Source organism: Micromonospora sp. WMMD712 (assembly GCF_029581295.1).
In the GTDB taxonomy this organism is placed as follows: Bacteria; Actinomycetota; Actinomycetes; order Mycobacteriales; family Micromonosporaceae; genus Micromonospora; species Micromonospora carbonacea.
On sequence record NZ_CP120743.1, the window covers coordinates 613,587 to 631,297 of the forward strand.

9 protein-coding genes are annotated in these 17,711 nt (G+C 75.9%); 5 read left to right on the forward strand and 4 right to left on the reverse strand.

Going from position 1 to position 17,711, the window contains the following annotated elements:
* The first annotated feature begins 118 nt into the window (after positions 1-118).
* Positions 119-2,962 (forward strand): condensation domain-containing protein, encoded by a 2,844-nt coding sequence (locus O7633_RS02335; RefSeq protein ID WP_282325721.1) that lies wholly within the window; start codon positions 119-121, stop codon positions 2,960-2,962.
* Positions 2,963-3,122: 160 nt separating this feature from the next.
* The gene (locus O7633_RS02340; protein ID WP_282325723.1) at positions 3,123-8,576 is read left to right on the forward strand and encodes a carboxyl transferase domain-containing protein; all 5,454 of its coding nucleotides are present in this window, start codon (positions 3,123-3,125) and stop codon (positions 8,574-8,576) included.
* A 224-nt stretch (positions 8,577-8,800) separates the two neighbouring features.
* On the opposite strand, the gene O7633_RS02345 is transcribed toward O7633_RS02340, so the two are convergent.
* From O7633_RS02345 to O7633_RS02355, 3 genes are read right to left on the reverse strand one after another with little or no spacing between them, the layout of a single operon-like run.
* The gene (locus tag O7633_RS02345) at positions 8,801-9,265 is read right to left on the reverse strand and encodes a hypothetical protein (protein WP_074476481.1); all 465 of its coding nucleotides are present in this window, start codon (positions 9,263-9,265) and stop codon (positions 8,801-8,803) included.
* Positions 9,240-9,872, reverse strand: a complete 633-nt coding sequence (locus tag O7633_RS02350; RefSeq protein ID WP_278135089.1) for a sigma-70 family RNA polymerase sigma factor — start codon at positions 9,870-9,872, stop codon at positions 9,240-9,242. The genes O7633_RS02345 and O7633_RS02350 overlap by 26 nt, the downstream gene beginning before the upstream one ends.
* Before the next feature lie 28 nt (positions 9,873-9,900).
* The gene (locus tag O7633_RS02355; RefSeq protein WP_282325724.1) at positions 9,901-11,205 is read right to left on the reverse strand and encodes a S8/S53 family peptidase; all 1,305 of its coding nucleotides are present in this window, start codon (positions 11,203-11,205) and stop codon (positions 9,901-9,903) included.
* 187 nt (positions 11,206-11,392) lie between these two features.
* Between O7633_RS02355 and O7633_RS02360 the strand changes: the two genes are divergently transcribed.
* Both O7633_RS02360 and O7633_RS02365 read left to right on the forward strand, forming a co-directional pair.
* Positions 11,393-14,002: a CHAT domain-containing protein gene (locus O7633_RS02360; protein WP_282325726.1), complete on the forward strand. Its 2,610-nt coding sequence runs from the start codon at positions 11,393-11,395 to the stop codon at positions 14,000-14,002.
* Positions 14,003-14,128: 126 nt separating this feature from the next.
* Positions 14,129-14,926 (forward strand): serine protease, encoded by a 798-nt coding sequence (locus tag O7633_RS02365; RefSeq protein WP_278135095.1) that lies wholly within the window; start codon positions 14,129-14,131, stop codon positions 14,924-14,926.
* A gap of 62 nt (positions 14,927-14,988) precedes the next feature.
* On the opposite strand, the gene O7633_RS02370 is transcribed toward O7633_RS02365, so the two are convergent.
* On the reverse strand, positions 14,989-16,281 hold the full coding sequence (locus tag O7633_RS02370) for a YncE family protein (protein ID WP_282325727.1): 1,293 nt from the start codon (positions 16,279-16,281) through the stop codon (positions 14,989-14,991).
* A gap of 179 nt (positions 16,282-16,460) precedes the next feature.
* Here O7633_RS02370 and O7633_RS02375 point away from each other — a divergent pair, with 179 nt between their 5' ends.
* A complete protein-coding gene (locus O7633_RS02375; protein ID WP_282325728.1) occupies positions 16,461-17,705 on the forward strand; it encodes a PucR family transcriptional regulator in 1,245 nt (414 codons plus the stop codon).
* Positions 17,706-17,711 lie beyond the last annotated feature (6 nt).

The window sequence follows — 17,711 nt, forward strand, 5'->3', positions numbered from 1 at the left end:
GGTCGGTCGGAAGCAGTAGTCTGCATGCTGCAAACGGAGCATCGCGTCGTCTGATCGGTCTACTGTGGAAAATCCGATCGACCGACCCGGCGCCCTACCGCCCGTCGTACGGTCGGGAATGCGATTCGTCGATGCGGTCGTGCCCGCCGAGTGGGCGCACGAGACGCTGCTGTCCGCGCCGTTCCGTGGCGTCGGCTCCCCGCCGGCCCCGCTGACCTGGGCGCAGCAGGTGACGTGGCGGGCGGACGCCCGGTACGGCTCCAGCCACCGCTTCCTCAGCCTGCGCCGCACGGTGTCGCTGTCGGCCCGGGCCGGGGTGGACCCCGAGCGCGCCGTCCGGGCGCTCGGCGCGCTGGTGGGCCGGCACGCCTCGCTGCGCACCCGGGTCCGGGTGGTCGACGGCGGGCCCTGCCAGCAGGAGGCCGCGACGGGACACCTGCCGGTGCTGGTCGTGCCCGGCGTGGACGACGGCGCTGCCGCCGCCCGCGACGTCGCCGACCGGCTCGCCGACGTCGCGTTCGACCACGCGCAGGAGTGGCCGGTGCGGGCCGCGGTGGTCACCGTGGCCGACCGGGTACGCCAGGTCGTGCTGGTGTTCAGCCACTCGACGGTGGACGCCCACGCCGCCGAGGTGGTGCTGCGGGACCTGCGGCTGCTCCTGCTGCGCGGGCGTCTCGACACCCCGCCCGGTCCCCAGTCGGCGGACGTGGCCCGGCTCCAGCACACCGCCGACGGGCGGCGCTCCGCCCGGACGGTGGCGTACTGGCTGCGGGAGTTCGACCGGCTGCCGGCCGGGCCGCTGCCGGACGGCGGCCCCGGCCTGACCCCCCGGCTGCGCCGCGGCGTGCTGGTCTCCTCGGCCGTCGACGTGGCGTCCCGGATGATCGCCGCCCGGCACCGGGTCAGCACCTCGGCGGTGCTGCTCGCCGGGGTGAGCACCCTGGCCGCCGCCCGCTCCGGCCGGGAACTCTGCGGCGTTTTCCCGATGGCGCACAATCGGTTCCCGGCCGGTTACGCGAATGCCGTGGCCAACCTCGGCCAGATCGGATTCTGCGTGCTGGACCTGAGCGGCCGGCCGGCATTCCCGGAGGTGCTCTCCCGCGTCTGGCGGGCGTCGCTGAACGGCCTGCGGAACGCCTATTACGATCCGGCCGCGCTGCGCGCCGCATTCGCCGCGGCCGGGCGCGATTACGACTCGGCATTCCTGCCCCACTACTATTTCAACGACGTCCGGCTGCCCGTCGGCGGACCCGCCGCCGTGCCGGAGGCGACCCGGGGCGAGCTGCGGGCCGCCGCGGCGCGCAGCGGCTTCTCCTGGACGGTCGGGCTGGGCCGGTCCTCCTGGCACCTGTTGACCCACGTGGTCGACGCACCGGGCGGGGTGGGGCTCACCCTGAGCGCCGACACCCGGCACGTCGCCCTCGACGCGGTCGAGGTGTTCCTGCGCGAGTTGGAGGAGTTGCTGGTGGACGCCGCGTTCGCCGAGGTGCCCTGGCCGTCGCCCGCCCCGGCGACGCCCCCGCCGACGCCGCCGCCCGCCCTGCTCCCGGCCGCCGCCGGCGAGCAGCTGGCGTACGCGGAGTTCACCGGCGGCCGGGACGCGACCGGCCCGCTCACCTGGGGCCAGCGGGCGATGTGGCGGGCCGTCGAGGTGTTCGAGTCGCCGCGCCACAGCGTGCTCAACCTGCGCCGCACGCTGGCCGTGTCCCGGCGCGCCGACGTCGACGTGGCGCGGGCCGTGCGGGCCGTCGCGGCCCTGGCGCGGCGGCACGAGTCGCTGCGCACCCGGGTCCGCTCGGTCGACGGCGAGCTGTTCCAGGCGGCCACCGGCGCGGGCCGGCTGCCCGTGCTGGTGCGCCCGGTGGCCGACGCCGTCGCGGATCCCGACGGCCGGGCCGCCGCCTCGGCGCTGGCCGCGCGGCTGGGCGACCCCCGGTTCGACCACGCCGCCGAGTGGCCGGTGCGGGCCGCCCTGGTCACCGTGGCCGACCGGGTGCGCCAGGTGGTGCTGGTGTTCAGCCACTCCACCGTCGACTTCCACGCCACCGAGACGGTGCTGCGCGACCTGCGGATGCTCCTGCTGCGGGGGTCGGTGCCCACCCCGGCGGGCCCGCAGTCGCTCGACGTCGCCGAGCGGGAGGGCGCCGGCGAGCGCCGCCGCGGCGACCGGGCGGTGGCGTACTGGACGCGGCACTTCCCCGACCTCGCCGTGGGCCTGTTCGACCCGGTCGGCCCCGGCCTGACCCCCCGCTACCGCCGGGGCTCGCTGGTCTCGCCGGCCGTGCGCCACGCGGCCCGGCTCGTCGCCGCCCGGCACGGGGTCAGCAACGCCACGGTGCTGCTCGCGGCCACCGCCGCCGTGCTCGCCGCCGACGGCGGCGGCGACGTCTGCGGCGTGTTCACGATGGTCAACAACCGCTTCCAGCCCGGGTACGACGGGGCGATCAGCAAGCTCAACCAGATCGGGCTCTGCCGGATCGACCTGGCCGGCCGGCCCCCCTTCGCCGAGCTGCTCACCCGGGCCCGCGCGGCGTCGCTGGACGCCTACCGGCACGCCTACTACGACCCGGGGGAGCTGGAACGCGCGTTCGCCGAGCGGGGCCTCGACTACCACACCGCCCTGGCCCCGTTCTGCTACCTCAACGACATCCGGCTGCCGCCCGCCGTCGACGCCGACCCCGCCGGCTGGGACGAGGCGACGCTGCGGGCGGCGGCGGAGCGCAGCGCGTTCCGCTGGGTGGAGGAGCTGGACGCGTTCAGCTGGCGCTGCCGCCTCCAGGTCGTCGACGCCCCCGGCGCGGTCGAGCTCTCCGTGACCGTGGACACCCGCTACCTGCCGCCGGAGCGGGCGGAGGGGTTCCTGCGCGCCGTCGAGGCCCTGCTCGTCGAGGCGGCCTGCCGGGACGTCCCGTGGCCGTGGTCGCCGCCGCCCGCCGGCCCCGGCGACGAGTGCCCTGGTTAGGCGTGTGCGGCCAACGGTCTTTGGTGGTTTCCTACAACGTCGGCCGCGCAGCCTGCGCTGTCTGCGACATGGCGCTGCCCGCCGGTAGAGGGAAGGGTGAACACTGCCGGGGTCGCAGTGTCGCGTGCGCCCGTCGTCGGTCTACAGGAGGGCTGGGTCGGTGTTCAGTCGTGTCGCCATCGTCAACCGTGGAGAGGCCGCGATGCGCCTCATCCACGCCGTCCGGGACCTGGCCGCCGAGACCGGGACACGGATCGAGACCGTCGCCCTGCACACCGACGTCGACCGCACGGCCACCTTCGTCCGCGAGGCCGACCTGTCGTACGACCTGGGCCCCGCCTCGGCGCGGCCGTACCTCGACCTGAAGGCCCTGGAGCGCGCCCTGGTGGAGACCGGGGCCGACGCCGCGTGGGTCGGCTGGGGCTTCGTCGCCGAGGACCCGGCCTTCGCGGAGCTGTGCGAGCGGGTCGGCGTCACCTTCGTCGGGCCGAGCGCGGACGCCATGCGCAAGCTCGGCGACAAGATCGGCGCGAAGCTGATCGCCGAGGAGGTCGGCGTGCCGGTCGCGCCGTGGAGCCGGGGCGCGGTCGAGACCCTCGACGACGCCCTGGCCGCCGCCGAGCGGATCGGCTACCCGCTGATGCTCAAGGCCACGGCGGGCGGCGGCGGGCGCGGCATCCGGGTGGTCACCAGCTCCGCCGAGCTGGCCGACGCCTACGAGCGCACCAGCCAGGAGGCGGCCCGCGCGTTCGGCAGCGGCGTCGTGTTCCTAGAGCGCCTCGTCACCGGCGCCCGGCACGTCGAGGTGCAGGTGATCGCCGACGGCGCCACCGCGTGGGCGCTGGGCGTGCGCGACTGCTCCGTGCAGCGGCGCAACCAGAAGGTCATCGAGGAGTCGGCCTCGCCGGTGCTCAGCCCCGAGCAGGCCGCCGAGCTCAAGGCGTCGGCCGAGCGGCTCGCCGTCGCCGTCGGCTACCGGGGCGCCGCCACCGTCGAGTTCCTCTACCACCCCGGCGACCGGCTGTTCGCGTTCCTGGAGGTCAACACCCGGTTGCAGGTCGAGCACCCGATCACCGAGGTGACCTGCGGATTCGACCTGGTCAAGGCGCAGCTGCACGTGGCCTCCGGCGGCCGGCTCGACGGCGCGCCGCCGGTCGAGCGCGGGCACGCCATCGAGGCCCGGCTCAACGCCGAGGACCCGGACCGCGACTTCGCCCCCTCCCCGGGCCGCATCGCCCGGCTCGACCTGCCCGCCGGGCCCGGCATCCGGGTCGACACCGGCGTCAGCGCGGGCGACACCATCCCCGCCGACTTCGACTCCATGATCGCCAAGATCATCGCGTACGGCCGCGACCGCCACGAGGCGCTCGGCCGGCTGCGCCGCGCCATGGCGGAGACCACGGTGATCATCGAGGGCGGCGCGACGAACAAGAGCTTCGTGCTCGACCTGCTCGACCAGCCCGAGGTGATCGACGCCAGCGCCGACACCGGCTGGATCGACCGCGTCCGGGGCGAGGGCCGGCTCGTGACGCACCGGCACTCCGCCGTCGCGCTGGCCGCCGCCGCCATCGAGGCGTACGAGGAGGAGGAGCGCGCCGAGCGGCAGCGGCTGCTGTCGACGGCGTTCGGCGGGCGTCCGCAGGTGCAGCACGCCAGCGGCCGGCCGCTGGACCTGAAGCTGCGCGGCGTCGGCTACCGGGTCCGGGTGGCGCGCGTCGGCGCGCACCGGTTCCGCGTCGGCATCGAGGCCGGCGACGGCGTGCGCACCGCCGACGTCGAGCTCGACCGCTTCGACCGGCACACCGGGCAGATCGCCGTCAACGGCGCGCGCTACCGCCTGCTCACCGGCACCCACGGGCCGGTGCACCTGGTCGAGGTCGACGGGGTGACCCACCGGGTCAGCCGCGACGAGGGCGGCGTCGTCCGCTCGCCCGCGCCCGCGCTGGTCGTCGCCACGCCGCTGGAGGTCGGCGCGGAGGTCGAGGCGGGCGCGCCGGTGCTGGTGCTGGAGAGCATGAAGATGGAGACGGTGCTGCGCGCGCCGTTCCGGGCGCGGCTCAAGGAGTGCGCCGTCTCCGTCGGCAGCCAGGTCGAGACGGGCGCGCCGCTGCTGCGGCTGGAGCCCCTCGCCGACGACGCCGCCGCCGAGGACACCTCGTCCGGCCCGGCCGTCGAGCTGGACCTGCCCGCCGCCCCCGCGACGGTCCCGGCGCGCGAGCGTGCCACGCGCGGCCAGGAGGACCTGCGCAGCCTGCTGCTGGGCTTCGACGTCGACCCGCACGACGACCGGCGGGTCCTCGACGACTACCTGGTCGCCCGCCGGGCCGCCGCCGAGGCCGGCTACCGGCCGCTGGCCGAGGAGTTCGGCCTCGTCGACGTGTTCGCCGACCTCGCCGAGCTGAGCCGCAACCGGCCGGCCGGCGAGGACGGCGACGGCCACGTCTTCAGCGCCCGCGAATACTTCCACACCTACCTGCAGTGCCTCGACGTCGAGCGCGCCGGCCTGCCGGACACGTTCCAGGCCAAGCTGGCCAAGGCCCTCGGGCACTACGGCGTCACCGAGCTGGAGCGCACGCCCGCCCTCGAGGCCGCCGTGTTCCGGATCTTCCTCGCCCAGCAGCGCGCCGCCGCCGACGCCACGGTCGTCGCGACGCTGCTGCGCGAGTGGCTGCGCGAGCCCCCGCCGGACGACGTGCTGCGCGAGCCGGCCGGCCTCGCGCTGGAGCGGCTGGTGGCCGCCACGCAGGTCCGCTTCCCCGTCGTCGCCGACCTCGCGCGCGGGGTGGTGTTCGCCTGGCTGGGCCAGCCGCTGCTGCGCCGCAACCGGGCCCGCGTCTACGCCGCCGTGCGCCGGCACCTGCGCCACCTCGACGCCCAGCCCGACGCGCCGGACCGCGCCGAGCGCGTCGCCGAGATGGTGCGCAGCACCGAGCCGCTGGTGCGGCTGCTCGGCCAGCGGCTGGTCCGCGACCACCTCGACAACGCGGTGATGCTGGAGGTGCTGACCCGCCGCTACTACGGCAACAAGGGCCTCACCGACGTACGCACCAGCTCCGTCGCCGGCTGCACGTTCGTCGTCGCCGACCGGGCCGACTCGCGGGTGGTCTCCGCCGCGGTGCGGTTCGAGGCGCTGGGCGACGCGCTGCGCGGGCTGGCGGAGCTGGCCGGCGGCGAGGAGGCCGTCGACGCCGACGTCTACCTCGCCTGGGAGCGGCAGCCGGAGGACCCCGACGCGATGGCGGCGGCGCTGCACGAGGTCATCGGGGCCCACCCGCTGCCTGCCGGAGTCCGCCGGATCACCGCCACCGTCGCCGGCCGCAGCGGCGCGGTGATGCACCACCACTTCACGTTCCGCCCGTCGACCACCGGGATGGCCGAGGAGCGGCTGGTCCGCTTCCTGCACCCGTACATCGCGCAGCGGATGCAGCTGGAGCGGCTGCGCAAGTTCGACCTGACCCGGCTGCCGTCGTCGGACGAGGAGGTCTACCTCTTCCGGTGCGTGGCCCGGGAGAACCCGTCCGACGAGCGCCTCGTCGCGTTCGCCCAGGTGCGCGACCTGACCGAGCTGCGCGAGCACGACGGCCGGCTGGTGTCGCTGCCGACGGCCGAGGACACCGTGGCCACCTGCCTGGACTCGATCCGGCGCGCGCTGTCGCGGCGGCCGTCGAACAAGCGGGCCAACACCAACCGGATCGTGGTCTACGTCTGGCCGCCGAGCGACATCACCCGCGCCGAGCTGGAGACGATCGCCGGTCGGGTGCTGCCGACGACCGCCGGCGCGGGGCTGGAGGAGATCCTGTTCATCGCGCGGCAGCGCGACCGGGAGACCGGCGAGCTGACCAAGATCGCCGTGCGGGTCTCCTTCGACGCCACCGGCGCGGCCGAGCTGACCGTCGGCGAGCCGTCGGACGAGCCGGTCGAGCCGCTCGACGACTACCGGCAGAAGGTGCTGCGGGCCGCCAGCCGCAACACGGTCTACCCCTACGAGCTGACCGGCCTGCTCGGCGAGTTCGTCGAGCACGACCTCGACGAGCGGCACGCGCTGGTGCCGGTCGACCGGCCCCGGGGCCGCAACCGCGCGGCGCTCGTCGCGGGCGTGGTCACCACCCGCACGACGCGCCACCCGGAGGGCGTCACCCGGGTCGTGCTGCTCGGCGACCCGACGAAGTCGCTCGGCGCACTGTCGGAGCCGGAGTGCCGGCGGGTGATCGCCGCGCTGGACCTGGCCGAGTCGATGCGGGTGCCGCTGGAGTGGTACGCGCTGTCCTCCGGCGCGCGGATCTCCATGGAGTCCGGCACGGAGAACATGGACTGGGTGGCCGCGGCGCTCAAGCGGATCGTCGAGTTCACCCAGGACGGCGGCGAGATGAACATTGTGGTCGCGGGCATCAACGTCGGCGCGCAGCCGTACTGGAACGCCGAGGCGACGATGCTCATGCACACCAAGGGCGTCCTGGTGATGACGCCGGACTCGGCGATGGTGCTCACCGGCAAGCAGTCGCTCGACTTCTCCGGCGGCGTCTCGGCGGAGGACAACTTCGGCATCGGCGGCTACGACCGGGTGATGGGGCCCAACGGGCAGGCGCAGTACTGGGCGCCGAACCTGACCGCCGCGCGGGACGTGCTGATGGCGCACTACGACCACACGTACGTCGTCCCCGGCGAGTCCGGGCCGCGCCGGGCGACCACGACCGACCCCGTCGACCGTGACGTCTCCGACTTCCCGCACATCATGGCGGGCAGCGACTTCGCCACGGTCGGCGAGATCTTCTCCGCCGAGGCCAACCCCGACCGCAAGAAGCCGTTCGACATCCGCAGCGTCATGCGGGCCCTGTCCGACCAGGACCACCCGGTGCTGGAGCGCTGGGCGGGGATGGCCGACGCGGAGACCGCGGTGGTGCAGGACGTGCACCTGGGCGGTATGCCGGTGTGCCTGCTCGGCATCGAGTCGCGGTCGGTGCCCCGGCGCGGCTTCCCGCCCACCGACGGCCCGGACACCTACACGGCGGGCACGCTGTTCCCGCGTTCGTCGAAGAAGGCCGCGCGGGCGATCAACACGGCCAGCGGCAACCGGCCCCTGGTCGTGCTGGCGAACCTGTCCGGCTTCGACGGCTCGCCGGAGTCGATGCGCAAGCTCCAGCTGGAGTACGGCGCGGAGATCGGCCGGGCGATCGTCAACTTCCGCGGCCCGATCGTGTTCTGCGTGATCTCCCGCTATCACGGCGGCGCGTTCGTGGTCTTCTCGAAGGCGCTGAACCCGAACATGACCGTGCTGGCGCTGGAGGGCTCGTTCGCGTCGGTGCTGGGCGGCGCGCCCGCCGCCGCCGTGGTCTTCTCCGGCGACGTCAACGCGCGCACCGCCGCCGACCCGCGGGTGCGGGACCTGGAGGCCCGCGTCGCGGCGGCCTCCGGCACCGACCGGGCCGCCCTGACCGCCGAGCTGGACGAGCTGCGCTCGTCGGTGCGGGCCGAGAAGCTGGGCGAGGTCGCCGCCGAGTTCGACCGGGTGCACAACATCCAGCGCGCGGTCGAGGTCGGCTCCGTCGACGCCGTCATCCGCGCCGCCGAGCTGCGGCCCCGGATCATCGAGGCCATCGAGTCCGGCCTGCGCTGACCCAGTATGCGCTGAGTCGAGGTCCGGCCTGCTGGTGCCCTCGGGCATCGGCCGGCCGGACCTTGCGGCCGGCGGCTCCTTCTCGCGCCGCATAGGGAGCTGAGTCGAATACGCCATCACGTGGCCCGCCGTGAATCCGGCCGGGTTGATGTCGTGACCGACTCAGCTCCCTATGCGCTGACTCGCGGTATCGGCGGGCCCAGCTACCCGCTGCGCCACGGGCGTCAGCCCAGGCTGACCCAGTCGGTGGCGACGGCGTACCCGTCGGCGCGGGCCGACAGCCGGACCGGGCCCGACGGGGGAGCGCCCAGCGAGAAGAAGCCCACCTCGTCGACCGCCGACTCGTCGTAGGGTCCGGTGGCCGTGCGGGCGGTGACCCGCCCGCCCCGGGGCGGGGAGAGCTGGCCGACTATCCCGGCCTCGGTCACCTCGATCTCCAGCACCACCTGCCCGCTGCGGAACGACAGCGTGCGGGCGGAGCCGCCCGAGCGGGTCAGGCCGGCCGGTTCGGCGTCGCACGCCGAGTCGAACATCAGCTCGGCGACCGCCAGCTCGGCGTCGACCGTCCGCCAGGCGAACGCGGCCCGCGCCGCGGTGAGGAACTCCTCCGGGACGGGCCCGGTGTCCCACAGCGCGGCGCCCAGCTCCACGGTCAGGGCGTCGTCATCGGCCGGCGGCCACGGCGCCATCGCGTTCACCCCCGCTCGTGTCCAGGCCACGGCGCACCCCGAGGAACGGGGCCAGCGCCGGGCAGGCGCGCAGCTTGCGCAGGCAGCGCGCCTGGGTCGGGCCGATGCTACCCACCGGCATGCCCAGCCGTTCGCCGATCTCCCGGTAGCTGGCCGGCGGGTCGGCCGTCAGCAGCGCCAGCAGGTCCTGGCAGCGGGGCGGGAGCTGCGCGAAGCCCTCCCGCAGCGCCTGCCGCCGCTCGGCGCGCAGCAGCTCCTCGTCGGGCGTCACCGCGTCTACCAGCGACCCGTGCCGGGCGTCGAGCGTGTCGTCGTAGGGGTCGACGGGCCGCATGCGGCGGTCGAGGCGGGACAGCCGGTAGCACTCGCGCCGGGTCGTGGTCGCCAGCCAGGCGGCCAGCGCCTCCGGGTCGCGCAGTTGACCGAGCCGCTCCACCAGGCGCAGCCACACCGTCTGGTTGACGTCGGCGGCGTCGGCGCGGCTCATCCCGTGGGCCCGGATCACCGCCACCACCAGCGGCGTGTAGCGGCGCACCAGCTCCGCCCAGGCCGCCTCGTCGCCGTCGGAGGCCGCCGCCACCAGGCGGGTCGCCGTCGTGTCGGTCACCGCGCCTCCCCGTGGCCCGTCGCGCGGCTCATGCGACGAACACCCCGTAGTCGGGATGCCAGCGGGGATTCGTCAGCAGCGCGAGCCGCGCCGCGTCGGCGCTCAGGCCACCGGCGGTCATCATCGCGGCGAGCCTACCGGAGACGTGGCCCGTGGCGAAGGAGCTGCCGGCCCACGTCGCGAAGCCGTGGAACACCAGGGTCGGTCGCCCGGGCAGCGGCAGTTGGCCTTCGACGTACGTGCTGTCGCGCTCGCCGAGGGCGCAGGCGTCGACCCACGGGCCGAAGCCGCTGTAGGACGCCGGCGCGAGGACCCCGCCGTCGCGGCGCACCGCGGCCACGGCGAGCACCCGTTCCAGGGCGGCCGGCCAGGCGGGACGGCTGCTGCCGGCGTTGCCGGCGGCGGCCACCACGGCGGTCTGCGCCGGCAGCGCGGCCACGGCGTTGACCAGCGGCAGCGGGGGCACGTCGTCCTGGGTGAAGCCGCCGAGGGACAGGTTGATCACGGTCACCTGCGAGCCGAGGCGGGACATGGCGGCCACCAGCATCGCCTCGTCGCCGACGCCGGTGGGGTCCAACGCCTGCTCGGGGTCCACCCGCACCCCCGGCGCGGCCTGCCGGACGACCCCGGCGACGAAGGTGCCGTGCCCGCCCTGCGGGGCCAGCGTGGTGCCGGAGACGTAGAGCGCGTCCAGGTCGTCGGCCTCCGGCAGGTAGCTGCCGCCGAGCCACTGGGGGTGCCAGGCGCCGGCCTGCTGCCAGATCCCGGTGTCGCAGACCCCGACGGTGACGCCGGCCCCCTCGCCGAGGCGGGACGGGTCCGGCGGCGGCAGCGCCGCCGCGGCGTGGGGCGGGCTGCCGGGGTTGCCCATGATGTTGCCCAGGCCCAGCAGCACGTGGTGCGGCTGCACCCGGGGGACCTGCTGGCCGGGCCACTGCCTCGGGTCGCGCAGCGCCGTCACCACCGCCGGCACGTCGGTCTCCTTGGCGAACAGCAGGCGGGTGACCCCGGCGAAGCCGGCCCCGGCGTTCACCTGGTGCCCGCGCGAGCGCAGCCAGGACAGGACCCGTTGGACGTCGGCGTTGGCGGCGAGCATCTGCCGGGGGCGGTAGAGGAACTCCCGGCCCTGCGTGGTGAAGCGCCGCACGTCGGGGTCGGCGGCCAACGCCGTGGAGAACGCCTTCTGGTACGCCTCGTCGTCCGTGCCCTCGGCGGCGGCCGGTCGCGCCCCGCCGCCGAGCGGCACCGCCGCCGCGCACGCGGCGAGGGCGAGCAGCCCTCGCCGGGACAGTCGACCGGCGGGCAATGGCGTGCGGGGGCGGTCAGGAAGCACCGGTCCTCCAGGCGGTCGCGACGTGCGCGGTCGGCGGTGTCCCGGTGCGACAGCACGTCGGGGCGCTGTCGATTCTTCCAAAGCATAGTTGAAAGTCAATTGGAGGAATGGGCGGTCCAATGCCGGCAATTTCCACTGTCGGACCCCGGATTGACGGTGGGCGGGTCCATCGGGAACGCTGTCTGCCATGGCCGACAGCGCCGGTTCCGCCGGCGCGGCCCAGTCCGCGCTCGACGCCGTGCAGCGCTATCCCCGCGAGGCGATCGCGGTCGCGCAGCGGGTGCTCGCCGGGGGTCGCGCCGTCGCGGGTGACGAGCGGTCCACCGCCGAACGGGCGATCGGCCTGGCCCTGCGGGAGCTCAACGACCTGCCCGGGGCGCTGCGTCACCTGCGCCGGGCGGAACGGGCCGCCACGACGCCCCGGGCGCGTGCCCTGGCCCGGATGAGCCTCGGCTACGTGCTGGCCAACGCCGGCCGCACCGCCGCGGCGCTGCGGGCGGTGACCGCCGCCCTGCCGCAGCTCACCGGCGCCGACGCCGGGCGCGCCCGGATGCAGCGGGGCGTGGTGCTGCACTACCGGGGCCGCTACGACGAGGCGGTGCGCGACTACTCCCTCGCCGTCGACATCGCCCAGCGCGAGGGCGACCGGCTGCTGGAGGCCCGGGCCCGCAACAACCGGGGCCTGCTCAACGCCCACCGGGGCGCGCGGGGCCGCGACGACGACCTCGCCCGGTCGGCGGCGATCTTCGAGGGGCTGGGGCTGGACCTGGCCGCCGCCGACGCCCGCTGGAACCTGGGCATCGCGGTCGGCCAACGCGGCGACACGGTGGGCGCGCTGCGCTGCTTCGCCGAGGTCGAGCAGGAGTACGGCCGGCTGGCCGTGCCCCGGCCGGCGCTGCTGCTGGACCGCTTCGAGCTGCTGCTGTCGGTGCCCCTGCTCGACGAGGCGGTCGAGGTCGCCGCCGTGGCCGTGCGGGAGCTGAACCGCCGGGGCATGGCCTCCGACCTCGCCGAGGCGCTGCTGGCCCGGGCCCGGGCCGCGCTGCTCGCCGGCGACCTGGACACCGCCATCGGCACGGCCGCGCAGGCGCGGGCCCGGTTCCGCCGCCAGGGTCGCCGCACCTGGGCGGCCTTCGCCCGGCACGTCGAGTTGCGCGCGGAGTTCCGCCGGGGCACCCGGTCGGCGGCCCTGTTGACGGCGCTGGTGCGTACCGCCGGTCAGCTCGACGCGACCGGCTGGCCCGGCCCCGCGCTGACCACCCGGATCGACGCCGGCCGGCTGGCCGCCGCGCTGGGCCGCGCCGACCGCGCGGCGGAGCTGCTGGGGGCCGCGGCCCGCGCCCGCCGGTGGGGCACCGCGCCCGGCCGGGCCCAGGGGTGGTACGCCCTGGCGCTGTCGCACCGCCTCGCCGGGGACGACCGGTCCGCGGCGCGGGCGCTGCGGCGCGGGCTGGCCGTGCTGGACAGCCACCGGGCCTCGCTCGGCGCCACCGAGCTGCGGGCGCACAGCGGGGCGTACGGGCAGGAGCTGGCCGCCGAGGGCCTCGACATCGCGGTCCGCTCGGGCGCGCCGGCCCGGGTGCTGGCCTGGGCGGAGCGGTGGCGGGCCAGCGCGGTGCGCACCCGGGCGGCGCTGCCGCCGGCCGACCCGGACCTGCTCGCCGCGCTCACCGAGCTGCGACTGGTCAGCAGCCTGCTGGAGGACGACCTGCTGGCCGGTCGGCCGGCGCACGCGCTGCGGGGCCGGCAGGCGCGGCTGGAGCAGCACATCCGCGACCTGTCCCGCCGGGTGCCCGGCGGCGGTGCCGTGGCGGCCCCGCCCGGCGTGTCGACGCTGGCCGGGCGGCTCGGCCCGCGCGTGCTGGTCGAGCTGGTGGCGCACGGGGAGCGGCTGCGGGCGGTGCTGGTCCGCGACGGCCGGGCGACGCTGCACGACCTCGGCCCGCTCGCCGAGGCGGCGAACCGGGCCCGGCTGCTGCGTTTCGGCCTGCGCCGGCTGGTCACCACCGGCGACTCGGCGGGCGTGCGGGCCGGGGTGGCGCACGCGGCGACGGCGCTGGACCGGCAGCTGTTCGACCCGCTGCGCCGGCACCTGGGCGACCGTCCCCTGGTCGTCGTCCCGATCGGGGCCCTGCACGCCGTGCCGTGGGCGGGCCTGCCCAGCTGCGCCGGCCGGCCGGTCACCGTCGCCCCCTCGGCGACGGCCTGGCTGGCCGCGGACCGCCGGGACGCGCCGGCCGGGCCCCCGGTGCTGGCGGCGGGGCCGCGCCTGCCGGCCGCGCAGACCGAGGTGCGCCAGCTCGCCGGCGTGCTGCCCGGCGCGCGGGTGTTCACCGGGGCGGACGCCACCGCCGGCGCGCTGACCGCCGCGCTGGACGGTGCGGCGCTGGCCCACATCGCCGCGCACGGCACCTTCCGGGCCGACAACCCGCTATTCTCCCGCCTGGAGCTGGCCGACGGCCCGCTGCTGGCCTACGAGCTGGAGCGGCTGCCCCGGCCGCCCGGCTGCGTCGTGCTGTCCGCGTGCGACTCGGGGCTGTCCGGGGTGCGCCCCGGCGACGAGGTCATGGGCTTCACGGCGGTGCTGCTGGCCCGGGGCGCCCGCTGCCTGGTGGCCACCGTGCTGCCGGTGCCGGCCGAGCCCACCACCGCGCTGATGCTCGACCTGCACCGGAGGATGCGGGGCGGCGCGCGGCCGGCGCGGGCCCTGGCCGACGCCCAGGCCGCGTTCGTGGCGACGGGCGACGCCGCCGCCCTGGCCACGGCGGCGGCCTTCGTCTGCTTCGGCGCAGGCTGAGCGCGGCGATAGCACCGTCGTATGACCAGGTGAGGATGATTGGTAATCGACTGTCGTAAATATGATTCCCGTCATCCGAAGGCGGCGCGTCACCCCCGGCGCACCGCAGATGATGCGGAGGAACACATGGTTCGCTGGCGCACCCTCACCGGCCTGTTGGCCACCGCGCTGGCCGCGGTGACCGCGGGCAGCCTCACCCTCGCCGCACCCGCCGCCGCGGCGGGCGACGCCACGGTCACCCCGAACGTGGTCGGCGGCACGCCCGCCGCCCAGGGCGAGTTCCCCTTCATGGTGCGGCTCTCCATGGGCTGCGGCGGCGCGCTCTACAGCCCCACCCTGGTCCTCACCGCCGCGCACTGCGTCAGCCGCACCGGCGCCAACACCAGCATCACCGCCACGCTCGGCGTGGTCGACCTCCAGTCGGCCAGCCGGATCACCGTCCGGTCCAACTACGTCTACCGCGCGCCGGGCTACAACGGCAACGGCAAGGACTGGGCGCTGATCCGCCTGGCCACCCCGGTCACCGGCCTGGCCACCCTGCCCATCGCCACCTCGGGCGCGTACGACAGCGGCACCTTCACCGTCGCCGGCTGGGGCGCGGCGCGCGAGGGCGGCGCCCAGCAGCGCTACCTGCTCAAGGCCACCGTGCCGTTCGTCAGCGACTCCGTCTGCAACGCCAACTACGGCGGCGACATCATCCCGGCCGAGGAGATCTGCGCCGGCTACGCCTCCGGCGGCACCGACACCTGCCAGGGCGACTCGGGCGGCCCGATGTTCCGCCGCGACGCCAGCAACGCCTGGATCCAGGTGGGCATCGTCAGCTGGGGCAACGGCTGCGCCCGCCCCAACTACCCGGGCGTCTACACGCAGGTGAGCTACTTCGCCTCCGCGATCGCCTCGGCCGCCGCCAGCCTCGGCGGCTGACCACCCCGACAGACGGGCGCGGCCCGGCCGGTGATCCGGCCGGGCCGCGCCCGCGCGGGGGACTACCGGGCGGCCGGCGGGGTCCAGCCGGCGGGGAGGTGCCCGATCCGCACCCGCTGCGGGTGGTCGCCGACGGGCACGCTGACCACCTTCTGGCCCGTGGCGAAGCTGATCGCCGTGACCTGGTCGGCGCCCGACTCGGAGATGACGCAGTCGCGGCCGTCGCCGCTCACCGTCGCCCAGTACGGCTTGCTGGCCGTGACCAGCGGACCCGGGGTTAGGGTGGAACGGTCGACGATCGTGGTGTAGTCGTCCATCGTTCCGGCGACGCAGAGCTTCGCCCCGTCCGGGCTGATCGACATGCCGTGGTGCCGCGAGTCGTTGACCCACTTCGTGCGGTCCTCGGTGGTGTTCGGGTTCTTCGGCAGCGTGGCGACCCGGGTGACCCGGTCGCCGGCCACGTCGTACTCGACGAATCCGTTGAAGAACGACACCTGGAAGTAGAGCCTGCTCTCGTCCGGGGTGAAGACCGCCGGCCGGACGGCGTCGGAGAGGTCGCTGCGGCCGTACGCGTCGAGCCGGGGCCGCATGTCGATCTCCTTCACCTTCGCGAAGGTGCCCGCGTCGGCGATGGTGATCTTGCGGTCGCCCTTGGTCCAGTCCTGCGACGGGGCGTCGAAGGAGCTGTTGACATCCCCGATGGACATGTTCCAGATGTACCGGCCGCCGCCGGTGAAGATGTTCTCGTGCGGGGTGTCGCCGGTGCCGAACGAGCCGAGCTGCTTGCCGGTGTCGATGTCGAGCACGTGCACCGTGTCCGAGGTGGACGCCGACACCGCGACGCGGGTGCCGTCCGGGGAGACGGCCATGTGGTCGGAGCGGAACCCGGAGACGGGGAACCGCCAGCGCACCGCGCCCGTGCGCAGGTCGATCGAGACGACGTCGGCGAAGCTGGGCCGGGACGCCACCAGCGCGGTGCCGTCCGGCGTGGTGTACATGTCGTCGACGAGCTGGTCGTGCCCCTCGCCGGGGCCCTGCTGGATGCCCAGGTAGAAGGCGAGCTTGATCGGGTTGAGGTAGATCTCCCAGAGCCGCTGCTGCTTGTCGGGCACGACGTTGACCCGGCCGAGGCGGGCGTAGTCCCCCCGGGAGCGGATGACGTCGACGGTGCCCTCCCAGTTGTTGCCGACGAACATCACCTCCTCCAGGGCGGCGGGGCCCACCGGGACGGCGGGGGCGGCGACGGCCGGGGCCGGCGCGGCGACGGCCACGACGGCGAGGGCGACGGCGACGGCCCCGTACCGGCGGGCGCGGGGACGGCGGACGGGCGGGGACGACGGTGCTGCTGCGGTCATGGGCTGCTCCTGCCGGTGGGGCGACCGATGGTGGCGTTCCGCGTGCGCTGGTGCGGTGTTACTTTGCGGTAACAGAAGGAAACCAACCGAAGCCGGACTCCCGGTAGGGCACGGGGGCCAAAACCCGGCCGGGTCGTTGTGGACGGGCCACAGTGGCCCGGGCGGAGGGAAGCGGGCCGATGACGATGCCGGAGCGGGCCGGTGCCCTCGGCGCGCTGCTGCGCGACCTGGCGACCGACCGGCGGGTGGTGGACGAGATGGTCGAGGCGGCCCGGGTGCACTCGCCCGAGGTGGCCCGGCTGCCGACGGCCGAGAACCGCCGGCACGTGGCGGCGCTGCTGGCCGCCGGGCTGGCGTCGTTCGAGCGGCTGACGGAGCCCAGCGAGCGGGACTTCGCCGAGGCCCGACGCCTCGGCGCCGACCGGGCGGCGCAGGGCGTCTCGGTCGCCGGCCTGCTGCGCGGGGTGCAGGCCGGCCGGCAGCGCGTGGTCGAGATCGCGCTGGACCGGGGGCGGGCCGCCGGGATACCCGACACCGCGCTGCTGGACGCCCTGCTGGAGCTCGGCCGGTACGCCAGCGCGCTGGAACGCGCCCTGGTCGACGGCCACCACACGGCGGAGCTGGAGCTGGCCCGCTCCCGCCGCGACGCCCGCAACCGGCTGCTGCGGCGGCTGCTGCTCGACGAGGCGGGCGATGCGTGCCCCGGGGACGCCCTCGGGCCGCGCCCCGACGACCTGGCCGCCTTCGGGCTGCGCCCCGACGGCCGCTACCACTGCGTCGTCACCGAGCTGACCGACCCGGCCCGGATCGCGGCGGTGGAGCGGCAGCTCTGCGGCGGCGGCGCGCTGTTCGGCGCCGTCGACGACCGGCTCGCCGGCCTGTGCGTACGACTGCCGCCCGCCGACCTCGCCGACGCGGCCGGGCTCGTGGTGGCCGCCCCGGCGCGGCCCCTGGCGCAGGCCCCGGCCCTGCACCGGCTCTGCGTGGCCGCCCTGCGCGCCGCGTCCCGGGCCGGGCTGCGTGGCCTGCACCGGGTGGTCGACCTCGCCGGGGAGACCGCGCTGGCCGCCCAGCCGGCCCTGGCCGACCTGGTCAGCGGGGAGCTGCTGGCGGCCCTCGACGCGGCCGACGAGTTCCACCGGCAGCTCGCCTCGACCGCGCTGACCTACCTCGACCACGGCCAGCGGCTGGACCGCACGGCCGAGGCCCTGCACCTGCACCCGAACACGGTGCGCTACCGGCTGCGCCGGTTGCAGGAGCTGACCGGGATGCCGCCGACCCTCGCCGAGCCGGGCGGCCGGTGGCCGGTGCCGCAGACGGTGCGTTGGTGGTGGGCGCTGCGCACCTGGCTCGCCGGCGACCCGCTGGGCGAGGCTGCCGCCGGCCGTCCCGGGGCCGCCCGGTCGCACCGCCCGGCGAGGTGACGCCCC